The sequence below is a fragment of the Pantoea sp. M_9 genome, from assembly GCF_008631385.1.
Lineage (GTDB): Bacteria > Pseudomonadota > Gammaproteobacteria > Enterobacterales > Enterobacteriaceae > Pantoea > Pantoea eucrina.
The window spans coordinates 779,617-793,597 of record NZ_VWUF01000001.1 but is presented as its reverse complement, the minus strand read 5'-3'; the positions used below and the strand labels follow the sequence as shown (position 1 = coordinate 793,597).

12 protein-coding genes and 1 pseudogene are annotated in these 13,981 nt (G+C 59.7%); 11 read left to right on the top strand and 2 right to left on the bottom strand.

The features are described from left to right. The first annotated feature begins 301 nt into the window (after positions 1-301). The 4 genes and pseudogenes from F3I15_RS03560 (at position 302) to sixA (ending at position 4,869) form a co-directional block, all read left to right on the top strand. Positions 302-585 (top strand): annotated as a pseudogene (locus F3I15_RS03560) (YfcZ/YiiS family protein). 163 nt (positions 586-748) lie between these two features. Next, positions 749-2,059, top strand: a complete 1,311-nt coding sequence (fadI, locus tag F3I15_RS03555; RefSeq protein WP_150016565.1) for an acetyl-CoA C-acyltransferase FadI — start codon at positions 749-751, stop codon at positions 2,057-2,059. Beyond that, positions 2,059-4,179 carry a fatty acid oxidation complex subunit alpha FadJ gene (gene fadJ / locus F3I15_RS03550; protein WP_150016564.1) on the top strand — a complete coding sequence of 707 codons (2,121 nt, stop codon included), beginning with the start codon at positions 2,059-2,061 and terminating at the stop codon, positions 4,177-4,179. The genes fadI and fadJ overlap by 1 nt, the downstream gene beginning before the upstream one ends. A 207-nt stretch (positions 4,180-4,386) precedes the next feature. After that, a complete protein-coding gene (gene sixA, locus F3I15_RS03545; RefSeq protein WP_150016563.1) occupies positions 4,387-4,869 on the top strand; it encodes a phosphohistidine phosphatase SixA in 483 nt (160 codons plus the stop codon). A gap of 270 nt (positions 4,870-5,139) precedes the next feature. On the opposite strand, the gene smrB is transcribed toward sixA, so the two are convergent. After that, positions 5,140-5,688, bottom strand: a complete 549-nt coding sequence (gene smrB / locus F3I15_RS03540) for an endonuclease SmrB (protein ID WP_039379153.1) — start codon at positions 5,686-5,688, stop codon at positions 5,140-5,142. Positions 5,689-5,842: 154 nt separating this feature from the next. Here smrB and prmB point away from each other — a divergent pair, with 154 nt between their 5' ends. The 6 genes from prmB to F3I15_RS03510 all read left to right on the top strand — a co-directional run bounded on the left by prmB (position 5,843) and on the right by F3I15_RS03510 (position 10,530). Then, the gene (prmB, locus tag F3I15_RS03535) at positions 5,843-6,775 is read left to right on the top strand and encodes a 50S ribosomal protein L3 N(5)-glutamine methyltransferase (protein ID WP_150016562.1); all 933 of its coding nucleotides are present in this window, start codon (positions 5,843-5,845) and stop codon (positions 6,773-6,775) included. A 46-nt stretch (positions 6,776-6,821) separates the two neighbouring features. Next, positions 6,822-7,907 carry a chorismate synthase gene (gene aroC, locus F3I15_RS03530; RefSeq protein ID WP_039379151.1) on the top strand — a complete coding sequence of 362 codons (1,086 nt, stop codon included), beginning with the start codon at positions 6,822-6,824 and terminating at the stop codon, positions 7,905-7,907. A gap of 8 nt (positions 7,908-7,915) precedes the next feature. Next, entirely contained in the window at positions 7,916-8,740 is an 825-nt protein-coding gene (mepA, locus tag F3I15_RS03525; protein ID WP_150016639.1) for a penicillin-insensitive murein endopeptidase, read from the top strand. A 70-nt stretch (positions 8,741-8,810) separates the two neighbouring features. After that, positions 8,811-9,608, top strand: coding sequence for a sulfite exporter TauE/SafE family protein (locus F3I15_RS03520; protein WP_150016561.1), 798 nt, complete (start codon positions 8,811-8,813; stop codon positions 9,606-9,608). Between the two features lie 64 nt (positions 9,609-9,672). Next, a complete protein-coding gene (locus F3I15_RS03515) occupies positions 9,673-10,218 on the top strand; it encodes an elongation factor P hydroxylase (protein WP_150016638.1) in 546 nt (181 codons plus the stop codon). A 30-nt stretch (positions 10,219-10,248) separates the two neighbouring features. Further along, complete coding sequence (locus tag F3I15_RS03510; protein WP_039379145.1) at positions 10,249-10,530, top strand: YfcL family protein; 282 nt, start codon at positions 10,249-10,251, stop codon at positions 10,528-10,530. 28 nt (positions 10,531-10,558) lie between these two features. Here F3I15_RS03510 and mnmC read toward each other — a convergent pair whose 3' ends face one another. Then, positions 10,559-12,571 (bottom strand): bifunctional tRNA (5-methylaminomethyl-2-thiouridine)(34)-methyltransferase MnmD/FAD-dependent 5-carboxymethylaminomethyl-2-thiouridine(34) oxidoreductase MnmC, encoded by a 2,013-nt coding sequence (mnmC, locus tag F3I15_RS03505; protein ID WP_150016560.1) that lies wholly within the window; start codon positions 12,569-12,571, stop codon positions 10,559-10,561. A 156-nt stretch (positions 12,572-12,727) separates the two neighbouring features. Here mnmC and fabB point away from each other — a divergent pair, with 156 nt between their 5' ends. Then, positions 12,728-13,948 carry a beta-ketoacyl-ACP synthase I gene (gene fabB / locus F3I15_RS03500; RefSeq protein WP_071668065.1) on the top strand — a complete coding sequence of 407 codons (1,221 nt, stop codon included), beginning with the start codon at positions 12,728-12,730 and terminating at the stop codon, positions 13,946-13,948. Positions 13,949-13,981: the final 33 nt, after the last annotated feature.

The window sequence follows — 13,981 nt, the reverse complement described above, 5'->3', positions numbered from 1 at the left end:
CTGAGACTAAACAGACATATCAGACCAGTGCGACGAGTATAGGTCTGACCTGTGTGTAAGTTGCAATAATGTTTTTCAAATATTACAGACTTGATCGATAAAATCAGATCTGCTTAACAATTTCTTTATACTGCGCCGTCAGCATACCGGCTCAGGTTTGTTTTGGATCAAATTTTATTGTGATATTCGTCACTTAGCGACGCAATGATAGAGGAAACTGGCCTGCAGGCGTACACTTTCTGACAGAAAATCTCTCTTATAGCGTCCGCTTTTTAGCCGGAGAAACCTCATGAGTCAGACCATTAATAAATGCAGTGCCCGCGAGACCGCTGCCTGCTGCTGTGTGGATACGGGCATTGTGATTGATAACAGCGACCGCAGCGCCCGCTGGTCAGCGCTGTTTCCCGATCGCGCGGCTGCCGAAGCGATGTGTTAACGCTGACGGAGAAAGCGCAGCAAACCGCCTCGGAACCCTGTGAGATTGCGTCACAATTTACCTCAGAGCCGGAAGGTATACGCCTGAACGCTGAATTTACCTTTGCCTGTCAGGCTGAAGCGCTGATTTTTCAGCTCGCCCTGCGCTAATCCTGCATCGCCGTCACTCCGCGACGGCGAATCGCTATTTTCGTGTTTTTCCTCGCACTTTTTTCTCCTGGTTATTGGCGAGCCGTCGCCGGATGGTTAACACTGACGATCAGGTCAGACCTCTCTGGCAATAGTGTCAGATCGTCAGTTACAGGGGAAAAGCATGAGCAGAGCGCAGCCGTTGCTGACGCGTCAGGGCGAACGTATCGCTATTACTCACGGGCTGCGTACGCCTTTTGTCCGGCAGGCGAGCGATTTTCACGGCATTCCGGCGCTGGAGCTGGGGCGTATGGTGGTCAGCGAACTGCTGGTGCGCAGCGAACTGCCGGTTGAGGTGATCGATCAGCTGGTGTTTGGTCAGGTGATACAGATGCCGGAAGCGCCAAATATTGCGCGCGAAATTGTGCTAAGCAGCGGGCTGAGCGTGCACACGGATGCCTACAGCGTCAGTCGCGCCTGTGCAACCAGCTTTCAGACCGTCGCTAACGTCGCGGAGAGCCTGATGGCGGGCACCATCGATGCCGGAATTGCCGGCGGCGCAGACTCCTCCTCCGTGTTACCGATTGGCGTCAGCAAAACGCTGGCGCGTGCGCTGGTCGATCTGAACCGGGCGCGGACAATGGGCAAAAAGCTGCAGATCCTGCGGCGTCTGCGCCCGCGCGATCTGCTGCCGGTGCCGCCTGCCGTGGCGGAGTATTCAACCGGACTGCGCATGGGAGATACGGCTGAACAGATGGCTAAAACCTGGGGTATTATGCGTGAGCAGCAGGATGCGCTTGCCCTGCGCTCACACCAGCGTGCCGCGCAGGCCTGGCAGAGCGGCGTACTGCAGCAGGAGGTGATGCCCGCCTTTGTGCCGCCGTGGAAAGCGCCGGTTGAGCAGGACAACACCATCCGCTTTAACGCCAGCGCGGCCGATTATGCCCGACTGCGGCCCGCGTTTGACCGGCGTCACGGCTCGGTAACCGCAGCAAACAGTACGCCGCTGACGGATGGCGCGGCAGCCCTCATCCTGATGCGTGAAGGGCGCGCCCGCGAACTGGGGATAACGCCGCTGGGCTACCTGCGCAGCTACGCGTTTACCGCCATTGATGTGCAGACCGACATGCTGCTGGGCCCGGCTTACGCCTCGCCGCTGGCGCTGGATCGTGCTGGCGTCACGCTGCGTGATTTAACGCTGATTGACATGCATGAAGCCTTTGCCGCGCAGACGTTAGCCAACCTGAAGCTGTTCAGCGATGCGCGCTTTGCGCGTGAGGTGCTTAACCGGCCGCAGGCGCTGGGCGAGGTCGATGATGAGCGCTTTAATGTGCTGGGCGGCTCCATCGCCTACGGGCATCCGTTTGCCGCCACCGGCGCCCGCATGATCGCCCAGACGCTGCATGAACTGCGGCGGCGCGGCGGCGGACTGGGGCTGGTAACCGCCTGCGCGGCGGGCGGCTTAGGCACTGCAATGGTTCTGGAGGCTGAATAATGCAGCACACCGCGTTTGAGTTAACCCTGCGCCCGGATCATGTTGGTGTGATCACCATCGATGTGCCGGGTGAAAAAATGAATACGCTGCGCGCTGAGTTTGCCGCGCAGATCCGCACGGTAATCGCCGCCGCCCGTCAGCATCCGCAGCTGGCGGGTCTGGTACTCATTTCCGGCAAAGCGGACAATTTTATTGCGGGTGCTGATATCAGCATGATCGACCGCTGTCACTCACCAGCTGAAGCGCAGGCGCTGGCGAAGCAGGGGCAGGAGGTGATGGCGGAGATTGCCGCGCTGCCGTTTCCGGTTGTGGCGGCGATCCACGGCGCCTGTCTGGGGGGCGGGCTGGAGCTGGCGCTGGCGTGCGACGCCCGCATCTGTTCGCTGGATGAGAAGACCCGTCTTGGTCTGCCTGAAGTTCAGCTGGGCCTGCTGCCTGGTTCCGGCGGTACACAGCGGCTGCCGCAATTGATTGGCGCAGAGCAGGCGCTGTCGCTGATACTGAGCGGTAAAGCACTGCGCGCCCGGCAGGCGCTTAAGCTGGGCCTGGTCGATGATGCGGTGCCGCCGGCAATTTTACTGGCAACGGCGGTGGCGCGCGTTCATAAAGGAAAGGGCGCGGCGCGGACGTTGCCACAGCGGGCGCGCCTGATGCAGGGCTTCCTGGGGCGGCCGCTGCTGTTTGCGCTGGCAAAGCGCCAGACGGCTAAAAAAACTCACGGTAACTATCCGGCGACCGGGCGCATTCTGCAGGTGGTGCGCATCGGGCTGGAGCAGGGCAGCCGGGCGGGACATGAGGCTGAAGCGCAGGCGTTTGGTGAGCTGGCGCTCACGCCGGAATCGGCGGCGCTGCGCAGCCTGTTTTTCGCGTCCACCGCGCTGAAAAAAGCCGCCGCGGCAGAGGGTAAAGTACGCACGCTGCAGCAGGTGGGCGTGCTGGGCGGTGGTCTGATGGGTGGAGGGATCGCCAGCGTAACGGCGCTGAAAGCGGGACTGCCGGTGCGTATCAAAGATATCCAGCTCAGCGGAATCAATCACGCGCTGTGCTACAGCTGGGATCTGCTGACGAAAAAAGTCAGGCGGCGTCAGCTGAAACCTGCAGAGCGTCAGCAGCAGATGGCGCGCATCAGCGGCGGTATCGACTATCAGGGCTTCAGCCGGCGCGATGTGGTCATTGAAGCGGTATTTGAAGATCTGGCGCTGAAGCAGCAGATGGTGGCGGAAATCGAGCAGCACTGTCAGCCCGACACCATTTTTGCCTCGAATACTTCCTCACTCGCTATCAGCGCCATCGCCGCGCAGGCGCAGCGGCCGCAAAATATCATCGGGCTGCACTACTTCAGTCCGGTAGATAAAATGCCGCTGGTGGAGGTGATCCCGCATGCGGCAACGTCAGCGGAAACGCTGGCTACCACGCTGCGGCTGGCGCAAAAACAGGGCAAAACTGCAGTAGTGGTAGCAGATCGCCCGGGCTTCTACGTTAACCGTATCCTCGCCCCCTATATCAACGAAGCGCTGCGCTGTCTGCTGGAGGGGGAACCCGTCGAACATATTGACCAGGCTCTGGTAAAAGCGGGTTTTCCGGTAGGGCCCTTGCAGCTGCTTGATGAAGTCGGTATCGACACCGGCAGTAAAATCAGCCCGCTGCTTGAGCAGGCTTATGGCGCGCGCTTTGCCGCACCGCAGGCCGCGGTTGATGCTATTCTCGCTGACGATCGCAAAGGACGAAAAAACCGGAAAGGGTTTTATCACTATGAGAAGAGACGCTGGCCCGGCGCGCGTAAAGCGGATCGCAGCCTCTATACGCTGCTCGCTTTGAAACCTGAGGCGCGCCAGAGTGAGCAGCAGATTGCTGAACGCTGCATGCTGATGCTGTTAAATGAGGCCGCGCGCTGTCTGGATGAGTCAGTGATCCGTTCGGCGCGCGATGGCGACGTTGCCGCGGTATTCGGCATCGGTTTTCCCCCATTTCTCGGCGGACCGTTCCGTTATATGGATCGATACGGCAGCGCTGCGCTTGTGGAGAGACTTACGGCCCTCGCGCAGCAGCATGGCGATCGCTTTGCCCCGTGCGAGGCGTTAGTCAGGCGGGCAGAAAGCGGCGCCCATTTTTACATTTAATCACATTCAGCAAGAGCGGTGCATATTCAGCCGCTTAGCAGAGCAGATGGAGTAGAGGTCAGCCGGTACCGATTTAGCGGGCGCTTATTTAATGAGCAACCGGTTGACTATACTGAAGCCATTGGGGTAAAACACAGCCTTCATTCGCAGAATGAAGCGTCTGGTGCCGTGGTACCGGGCGATATCGACCAACAACAGCGGTGCTTTATGCAAGTTTTTATCATGCGTCATGGCGATGCAGCTCTGGAAGCCGCGAGCGATTCTGCTCGCCCCCTTACGCTGTGCGGCTGTAACGAATCACGTCAGATGGCGAGCTGGCTCAACAGCCAGACGCCGGATATCGGAAGGGTGCTGGTCAGCCCCTATCTGCGCGCCGGGCAGACGCTCGCCACGGTGCGCGAGGCACTGGATTTGCCGCATAACCAGGACGTTCTTCCTGAACTGACGCCGGGCGGCGATCCGGGGCAGGTCGCATTGCATTTGCAGGCGCTGGCGGTGCAGGGCGTGAAAGCCGTGCTGGTGATTTCGCATCTGCCGCTGGTCGGATACCTGGTTTCTGAGCTGTGCCCGCAGGAAGCGCCGCCCATGTTCGCCACGTCGGCTATCGCCTGTATCGATTTTAATGCTGATGAGTGCGAGGGTAAGCTTTTGTGGCAGGTGAGTCCGGCCAGGCTCGCTAAAGCTATCTGATTCCCCTTCATACTTCAGGCTGCAGCTGCGTTGGCTGCGCGCCTTCACCCCGGTCACTTACTGATGTAAGCTCCCGGGGATTCATTTACTTGCCGCCTTGCTGCAACCTGAATTATTTCGGGGAATACGCGCGTACAGGCTGCAGCTGCACTGGCTGCGCGCCTTCACCCCGGTCACTTACTGATGTAAGCTCCCGGGGATTCATTTACTTGCCGCCTTGCTGCAACCTCCCACCTCATCTGCTCTTGCTGCAACCTGCCACCTCATCTGCTAAGGCAGTTCAGGCGGTTGCCACTCTTCTACCTCAATCAGCACCAGCAGTGCGGCGTCGCCGCCGAACATTTTGGGTGCCTGGTGAAACGCCATCACATGCGGGTGCTGCGCCAGCCATAGCGGCGTCTGCTGTTTAAGAATATGTTTTCCGTGGCCGGTCATGACGCTGGCGCAAAAAATGTGTTCGCGACGGCAGGCGGCGATGAGTGCGCCCAGCTCCTGCTTCGCCTGCATCTGCGTCAGCCCGTGCAGGTCGAGAAAAATTTCCGGCGTATAGTCGCCGCGACGCAGCTTTTTCAGTTCATAGTGGCTGACGTCAGCACGTACGTAGCGCACCGGCCCGTCGCTGGAGAGCAGCGGCTGAAACTCATCGGAAAAATAGTGGCTGTTGTCAGCCTGTTCGGAAAGCAGACGTTTCAGCGGAACTTCCCGGGTTTTAACCGCAGGTTTATGTACGATAGTGTCTTGTTTCAGCTTGCGCGTCCCAATCATTAACTGACGAAACAGCGCCTGATCGTCGTCGTTCAGCGGCGTCTTTTTACTCATGGCGGGAAAATTCTTTCAACGTTGCAGTTTACCGGGCTGTTACCTTACCGCTAAGCGCTGACAAATGTCAGCTTTTTCGCCTCGCTGCGCTGAATTCTGGCCCGCTTCGTGGCAAACTATCGGCCGATTGATTTTATGGCCTGCGGAGGGCTACGTGGACAAGATTTTCGTCGATGAGGCAGTAAACGAACTGCACACTATTCAGGATATGTTGCGCTGGGCCGTCAGCCGTTTTTCAGCGGCTGGCATCTGGTACGGTCACGGCACGGATAATCCCTGGGACGAAGCGGTCCAGCTGGTTCTGCCCACTCTGTGGCTGCCGCTCGATATTCCTGAAGATATGCGCCATGCGCGCCTGACCGCCAGTGAACGGCACCGTATCGTTGAGCGGGTGATCCGCCGCGTGAATGAGCGCATTCCGGTCGCTTACCTGACCAACAAAGCCTGGTTCTGCGGACATGAGTTCTACGTGGATGAACGGGTGCTGGTTCCGCGTTCACCCATTGGCGAGCTGATTGAAAGCCGCTTTGCGGGTCTGATCCCCGGCCAGCCACAGCATATTCTGGATATGTGTACCGGCAGCGGCTGCATCGCTATCGCCTGCGCCTATGCCTTTCCTGAAGCGGAAGTGGATGCGGTCGATATCTCCCATGACGCGCTGGCCGTGGCGGAACAAAACATTGAAGAGCATGGTCTGCTGCATCACGTCACGCCGATTCGCGCCGATCTGTTCCGCAACCTGCCGCCGGTAAAATATGACCTGATCGTCACCAACCCGCCGTATGTGGACGCGGAAGATATGGGCGATCTGCCTGGCGAATATCATCATGAACCGGAACTTGGCCTGGCAGCTGGCAGCGATGGCCTGAAGCTGGTACGCCGCATTCTCGCCTGCGCGCCTGACTATCTCAGCGAGCAGGGCGTGCTGATTTGTGAAGTCGGCAACAGCATGGTGCATATGATCGAGCAATATCCTGACGTGCCTTTCACCTGGCTGGAGTTTGATAACGGCGGCGACGGCGTCTTTATGCTGACGCGCGATCAGATCGTGGCAGCGCAGCACCATTTCTCCTTTTTTAAAGATTAATTTGCGGCGCGCCTGAGCGCCCGCACTATGGCAACAAGGAGCCATCATGGCCGGAAACAGCATTGGACAACTTTTTCGCGTTACCACGTTTGGCGAGTCGCACGGTCTTGCGCTGGGCTGCATCGTTGACGGCGTGCCGCCCGGTATTCCGCTGACTGAAGCCGATATCCAGCACGATCTCGATCGCCGCCGTCCCGGCACCTCGCGCTATACCACCCAGCGTCGCGAGCCGGATCAGGTGAAAATTTTGTCTGGTGTGTTTGAAGGGGTCACTACCGGCACCTCTATCGGCCTGTTAATCGAGAACACCGATCAGCGTTCGCAGGATTACGGCGCGATTAAAGATCTGTTCCGGCCTGGCCACGCGGATTACACCTATGAGCAGAAGTATGGTCTGCGCGACTATCGCGGAGGCGGACGCTCTTCAGCACGCGAAACCGCTATGCGCGTGGCCGCCGGTGCCATCGCCAAAAAATATCTGCAGCAGCAGCACGGTATCGTGGTGCGTGGCTATCTGGCGCAGATTGGCGACGTCGCCTGCGAGCTGAAAGACTGGAGCATCGTTGAAGAGAATCCGTTTTTCTGTCCGGATGCCAGCAAGCTGGAGGCGCTGGATACGCTGATGCGCGCCCTGAAGAAAGAGGGCGACTCTATCGGCGCGAAAGTGACCGTGATGGCGGAAAACGTGCCACCGGGCCTCGGTGAGCCGGTGTTCGATCGTCTCGATGCCGATCTGGCGCATGCGCTGATGAGCATCAACGCCGTTAAAGGCGTAGAGATTGGCGATGGCTTTGCTGTCGTTAACCAGCGCGGCAGCGAGCATCGTGACGAAATCCGCGCCAGCGGCTTTCAGAGCAATCACGCCGGCGGCATCCTCGGCGGCATCAGCAGCGGGCAGACCATCAGCGCCAACCTGGCGATGAAACCGACCTCCAGCATTACCGTACCGGGTAACACTATTACCCGCACGGGGGAGGAGGTGGAGATGATCACTAAAGGGCGTCACGATCCCTGCGTCGGCATTCGCGCCGTGCCCATTGCCGAAGCGATGATGGCGATTGTGCTGATGGATCACCTGTTACGCCAGCGCGGGCAAAACGCTGACGTCAACAGCAGCGTACCACGCTGGTGAGCCTGATGATGCGCCGCGCTCTGCTCACTCTCGCCGCGCTGCTGGGTAGCGCGGCCGCCGTTGCCGCCACGCCGTGGCAGCAGATCCAGCACCCGGTCTCTGGTGCGCCGCAGTCGATTGGCGGCTTTGCCAATGGCTGTATCATCGGCGCGCAGGCGCTGCCGCTGGACGCGCCGGACTATCAGGTCATGCGTCAGGATCAGCGCCGCTACTATGGCCATCCCGATCTGATCGCTTTTATTCAGCGCCTCAGCACCCGCACCCGTCAGCTTCATCTGGGGCAGGTGCTGATTGGCGATATGGGAATGGCGGCCGGTGGACGTTTCAGCAGCGGCCACGCCAGTCATCAGACCGGACTGGATGTGGATATCTGGCTGCAGCTGCCAAAAAACCGCTGGAGCGCACAGCAGCTGCTGAAGCCGCAGCCGCTGGATCTGGTGGCGCCGGACGATAAACAGGTGATCGCCCGTCACTGGCAGCCGCAGATTGATAGCCTGATCAAGCTGGCCGCGAAAGACAGCGACGTCACGCGAATTTTTGTGAATCCGGCGATCAAAAAGCAGCTCTGTGCCGATGCCGGCAGCGATCGCGAATGGCTGCATAAAGTTCGCCCGTGGTTTGCGCATCGGGCGCATATGCATGTGCGCCTGCGCTGTCCGGCCGGCAGCCTGGAGTGCGAAGATCAGGCGCCACCGCCGCCGGGCGACGGCTGCGGTGCGGAGCTGGAGAGCTGGTTCCTGCCGAAAAAGCCCGGCAGCACGCCACCGGTAAAAAAAGCCCCGCCGCCGCTGCCGCCATCCTGCCAAGCGCTGCTGGATAACCATCGGCTCTGAGTACCTCTCCCGGCGCGCAACGGCTATTGCCCCGCGCCGGGCTTGTCTGCTACCTGCTGCGAGAAGTGAAATGGACCTTTTTATCGTCAGCCCGCTTATCCTTGGCGTACTGTTTTTTGTTGCCATACTGGCCGCTTTTATCGACTCCATTGCCGGCGGCGGGGGATTGCTGACCGTTCCTTCGCTGCTGGCGGCGGGCCTGTCACCGGCGCAGGCGCTGGCGACTAACAAGCTGCAGTCGGTTGGCGGCTCTTTCTCCGCCAGCCTCTATTTTGTCCGCCGTGGTGCCGTAAACCTGCGTGACCAGCGGCTGAACATCGCGATGACGTTTCTCGGCGCGGTCGGCGGCACGCTGCTGATCCAGCATATTCAGGCGGATATTCTGCGTCAGATCCTGCCGCTGCTGCTTATCGCCATCGGACTCTGGTTCCTGCTGATGCCGCGGCTGGGAGAAGTGGATCGCGAGCATCGTCTGCAGGGCGTGGCGTTTGCGCTGGTGGGCGGCGGCTGTGTGGGCTTCTATGATGGCTTCTTCGGCCCGGGAGCCGGCTCCTTCTATGCGCTCGCCTTTGTCACGCTTTGCGGTTTCAATCTCGCCAAAGCGACGGCGCATGCCAAAGTGCTGAATTTCACCTCCAACTTTGCCAGCCTGCTGTTCTTTATGTTTGGCGGCAAACTGGTGTGGGGAACCGGCGTAGTGATGCTGCTCGGCGCATTTATCGGAGCACGGCTTGGTGCGCGGCTGGTGCTGAGCCGTGGCCAGCGGCTGATCCGTCCGATGGTCGTGACCGTTTCTGCGGTCATGAGCGCCAAACTGCTGTGGGACAGCCACGGGGCTGAAGTACTGGCCTGGTTTGCCGCAGGATAAACCGACTCGTCAAATCGTGCCGCCGGTGCGACAATGGCGCCAGATGATTAACTGACAGATGACTATGCCGACAGAACACCACTATCAGCAGCTGATCGATATCTTCGACGGCTGCTTTGCTGAGACTTTTAAGACACGTCTAATTAAAGGCGATGACGAACCGATTTATCTTCCGGCGGATGCAGAATCACCCTGGCACCGCGTAGTTTTTGCCCATGGATTTTACGCCAGCGCGCTGCATGAAATTTCGCACTGGTGTATTGCGGGCGACGCGCGTCGGCAGCAGGTTGATTTTGGCTACTGGTACTGCCCCGACGGGCGTGATGCGCAGACGCAGAGCCAGTTTGAAGCGGTTGAAGTAAAACCGCAGGCGCTGGAGTGGCTGTTCTGCGTTGCGGCGGGCTTCCCCTTTAATGTCAGCTGTGACAATCTCGAAGGCGATTGTGAACCCGATCGCATTGCGTTTCAGCGCCGGGTCCATGCCCAGGTGATGCACTATCTGGAGCAGGGGATCCCGGCTCGCCCGGCACAGTTTATTACGGCGCTGAACCGCTATTATGGTACGCCAGCGCTCACTGCAGCGCAGTTTCCGTGGCCGGAAACGCTTTAATTCGCCTGCTTAAAATGAAAGGAATGAGAGATGATCGTAGAATTTGAGTCCCGCATTCTGGCGCTGATTGACGATATGGTCGACCACGCCAGTGATGATGAGCTGTTTGCCAGCGGTTATCTGCGCGGCCATCTGACGCTGGCGGTTGCGGAGATTGAGCAGAGCGGCGAACACACGCCGGAAGCGCTGCAGATTGTCGTCTCCCGGAGCCTGCAGAATGCTATTGCCGCCGGTGAACTCTCACCACGCGATCAGGCGCTGGTCGTCGGCATGTGGGATAACCTGTTTAGCCAGGCACGTCAGACCGCCTGATGCGCGGGGCGACTTTTCGCCCCGGCTCTCAGCGTCCCGCTTTTTTTCCCTTCAGCAATTTACGCACCCAGTAGCGGTTCGGATTCAGCGCCGCCAGCGTTGCGGCATCAAGCGGCTGCGGCTCACCGCTCATTTGTGCCGCCAGCACTTCAGCTGCCAGCGGCGCGCTGCAGAGCCCGCGCGATCCCAGCGCGCCCAGCACAAACAGCCCGTTATAGTGCGGGGCTTCAGCAATCTTCTCTCCGCGGGCGCGCTGTCCCGGCAGGTCAGCATACTGCGCCAGCGTGGCAGTGTAGTCCGGCAGGCTGCCGCTCATCGGCAGATGATCGCGCGTGGCGCAGCGCACGCCCACCCGCGCCTCGTTATCACTGAGATCAACCTGCTGCGGCCAGGCGGCCTGCGGCAGGCACGCCATCAGACGCTGACGATTGCTCTGCTGATCGTCGGCACGGAAAGCAGTTGTGGTATCACCGCGATGATAGCTGGCGCCGATGCAGTGGGTGCCAAACGTCGGGCTGACGGGTGTCAGATAGCCATCGTAACAGAGCACGCTCTGCAGGTTTGCCAGCGCGGCGGAGGAGGGCGCATGGCTTACCTGGCCTGCGACCGGGTAGACCGGCAGATCCTGGCTCTGCTCCAGCGTCCGCAGCGCATGCCCGTTGGCCAGTACGACATTCTGATGCTGCACGGCGGCCCGGTCGGAAAAGTGCAGCGTCCAGCCGTTTTCATGCGGCGCCAGCTGCGTAACCCGGTGCAGCCAGTGCGGGTGCAGGCCCTGCGTCTGCGCCTGATCCAGCAGGTTGCTGGTAAGCTGGGAAGGAGAGATCCATCCGCCACGCGGATAGCAGATGCCGCCCATACCCAGCGCAACGCCCGCCAGCTGCTCCGCCTCGGCCGGTGAGACACCGTAAGCGATATCCGCCGGCAGCGCCAGGGCCAGCATCTGCGCAATCTTATCCGCGCTTTTTTCATCCCAGGCCAGCTGCAGCACCCCGCACCAGCTCTGTTCAGCACGCTCCGGCAGGCTATCGTAAAGACGACGCGCGAAGCTGAAAGCGGCGGGGAAAAACTGCGCCAGCGCGGGATCGTGCTGGTTCAGTAAGGGGTAGAGCGCTGCCTGACGATTGCCGGATGCACCCAGTGCCGGGGCCTCATCGGCGCAGTAGAGCGTCACGCGCCAGCCGCGGCGCAGTAATGCCAGCGCCAGCAGCGCACTGGCGACGCCGCCGCCAATGATGGCGACATCCTGCCCCGCTGCTGCAGGCCGCGCATACCACGGCTGCACGGCTGGCAGCGGCACCGCATGTGCCAGCGTGCCGGTCAGCATTTCGCGCTTATGCGCAAAGCCTTTACGTTTACTGATGGTGAATCCCGCTTCCTGCAGGCCACGCCTGACAAAGCCCGCAGCGGTAAAGGTCGCCAGCGTTCCTCCGGCGCGCGCCAGCCGCGCCAGAGCGCTGAACAGCGCCGGGGTCCACATATCCGGGTTTTTAGCCGGCGCAAACCCATCCAGAAACCAGGCGTCAACCTGGCCCTGCAGGCTCTCATCAAACTCTGTTATCAGCGTATTAATGTCGCCAAACCAGAGATCAAGCGTGACCCGGCCACCGTCAAACAGCAGCCGCTGACAGCCGGGCAGCGCCGACGGCCACTGCTGCTGCAGCTGCGTTGTCCACGGCGCCAGCTCCGGCCAGCGCGCCTGCGCGGCAGCGAGATCGGCCTGCGTCAGCGGATACTTTTCACAGCTGATAAAGTGCAGCCGCTGCAGCGCAGCCTCAGGCTGCTGCGCGCGAAACTGATCGAACGCCTGCCATAACGTGAGAAAGTTCAGACCGGTGCCAAAGCCGCTCTCCGCCACAATAAACAGATCGCGCGTATGCGTGCTGAAACGCTGCGGCAGCTGATTACCGCCGAGAAACACATAGCGGGTCTCTTCCAGTCCATTATCGTTAGAGAAGTAGACATCGTCGAACGCTCGGGAAACAGGTGTACCCTGATCGTTCCAGGTTAATTGCGCGTGTTCAACCGGGGATAATTTCACGGGAAAGGCTCATTTTTCAGGCAGTGGCGCGATTTTAGCGAGTGGCATCACATGACGCAAATTTACAAAAGGAAATGGCTGATCGGACTTGTTCGGCGTACAACTGTACGCTAGAGTGCACGTCAATCCAAAAAGATGTGGAATGAGGACTATTGAATGAAACGTGCAGTGATTACTGGCCTGGGTATCGTTTCCAGCATTGGTAATAACCAGCAGGAAGTGCTGGCTTCTCTGCGTGAAGGCCGTTCCGGTATCACTTTCTCCGAAGAGATGAAAGAAGCCGGTATGCGCAGCCACGTGTGGGGCAACGTCAAACTGGATACCAACGGGCTCATCGATCGCAAAATCGTGCGTTTCATGAGTGATGCCTCTATTTACGCCTATCTTTCTATGGCGGAAGCGGTTAAAGATTCAGGCCTGACTGACGAGCAGTATCAGAACAACCCGCGCGTGGGTCTGATCGCCGGTTCCGGCGGTGGTTCACCGCGCTATCAGGTGTTCGGTGCTGACGCTATGCGCGGCCCGCGCGGCCTGAAAGGCGTGGGTCCCTATGTTGTGACCAAAGCGATGGCCTCAGGTGTATCTGCCTGCCTCGCGACCCCGTTTAAAATTCACGGCGTGAACTACTCCATCAGCTCCGCCTGTGCTACCTCAGCACACTGCATCGGCAACGCCGTTGAGCAGATTCAGCTGGGCAAACAGGATGTGGTCTTTGCCGGTGGCGGTGAAGAGCTGACCTGGGAAATGTCCTGCGAGTTTGACGCGATGGGCGCACTCTCGACCAAATATAACGATGCGCCTGAGAAAGCATCACGCACCTATGATGCTAACCGTGACGGTTTTGTCATCGCCGGCGGCGGTGGCATGGTTGTGGTTGAAGAGCTGGAGCATGCGCTGGCACGTGGTGCGCATATCTATGCTGAGATTGTTGGCTACGGCGCAACGTCTGATGGCGCTGACATGGTTGCACCGTCAGGTGAAGGCGCGGTGCGCTGCATGAAGATGGCGATGCAGGGCCTCGATGCACCGATCGACTACCTGAACACGCACGGCACCTCCACGCCGGTTGGCGATGTGAAAGAGCTGGGCGCAATCCGTGAAGTGTTTGGTGACAACACCCCGTACATTTCAGCGACCAAAGCCATGACCGGTCACTCTCTGGGTGCTGCGGGCGTGCAGGAAGCGATCTACACCCTGCTGATGCTGGAGCACAGCTTTATCGCGCCGAGCATCAACATCGACGATCTGGATGAGGCCGCAGCAGGCATGAACATCGTGACGCAGCCAACGGAAAAAGCGCTGACCACGGTCATGTCCAACAGCTTCGGCTTTGGCGGTACCAACGCCACGCTGACCATGCGTAAATACCAGGGCTAAATCTGCCCGCGTCCCGTCATCCCCTGCCGGGAT

Excerpts from the sequence above, each read along its gene's own strand:
- fadI (WP_150016565.1), top strand. The coding sequence starts at position 749 with ATGAGCAGAGCGCAGCCGTTGCTGACGCGTCAGGGCGAACGTATCGCT.
- sixA (WP_150016563.1), top strand. The coding sequence starts at position 4,387 with ATGCAAGTTTTTATCATGCGTCATGGCGATGCAGCTCTGGAAGCCGCG.
- F3I15_RS03510 (WP_039379145.1), top strand. The coding sequence starts at position 10,249 with ATGATCGTAGAATTTGAGTCCCGCATTCTGGCGCTGATTGACGATATG.
- smrB (WP_039379153.1), bottom strand. The coding sequence starts at position 5,688 with ATGAGTAAAAAGACGCCGCTGAACGACGACGATCAGGCGCTGTTTCGT.
- aroC (WP_039379151.1), top strand. The coding sequence starts at position 6,822 with ATGGCCGGAAACAGCATTGGACAACTTTTTCGCGTTACCACGTTTGGC.
- fabB (WP_071668065.1), top strand. The coding sequence starts at position 12,728 with ATGAAACGTGCAGTGATTACTGGCCTGGGTATCGTTTCCAGCATTGGT.
- F3I15_RS03515 (WP_150016638.1), top strand. The coding sequence starts at position 9,673 with ATGCCGACAGAACACCACTATCAGCAGCTGATCGATATCTTCGACGGC.
- F3I15_RS03520 (WP_150016561.1), top strand. The coding sequence starts at position 8,811 with ATGGACCTTTTTATCGTCAGCCCGCTTATCCTTGGCGTACTGTTTTTT.
- fadJ (WP_150016564.1), top strand. The coding sequence starts at position 2,059 with ATGCAGCACACCGCGTTTGAGTTAACCCTGCGCCCGGATCATGTTGGT.
- mepA (WP_150016639.1), top strand. The coding sequence starts at position 7,916 with ATGCGCCGCGCTCTGCTCACTCTCGCCGCGCTGCTGGGTAGCGCGGCC.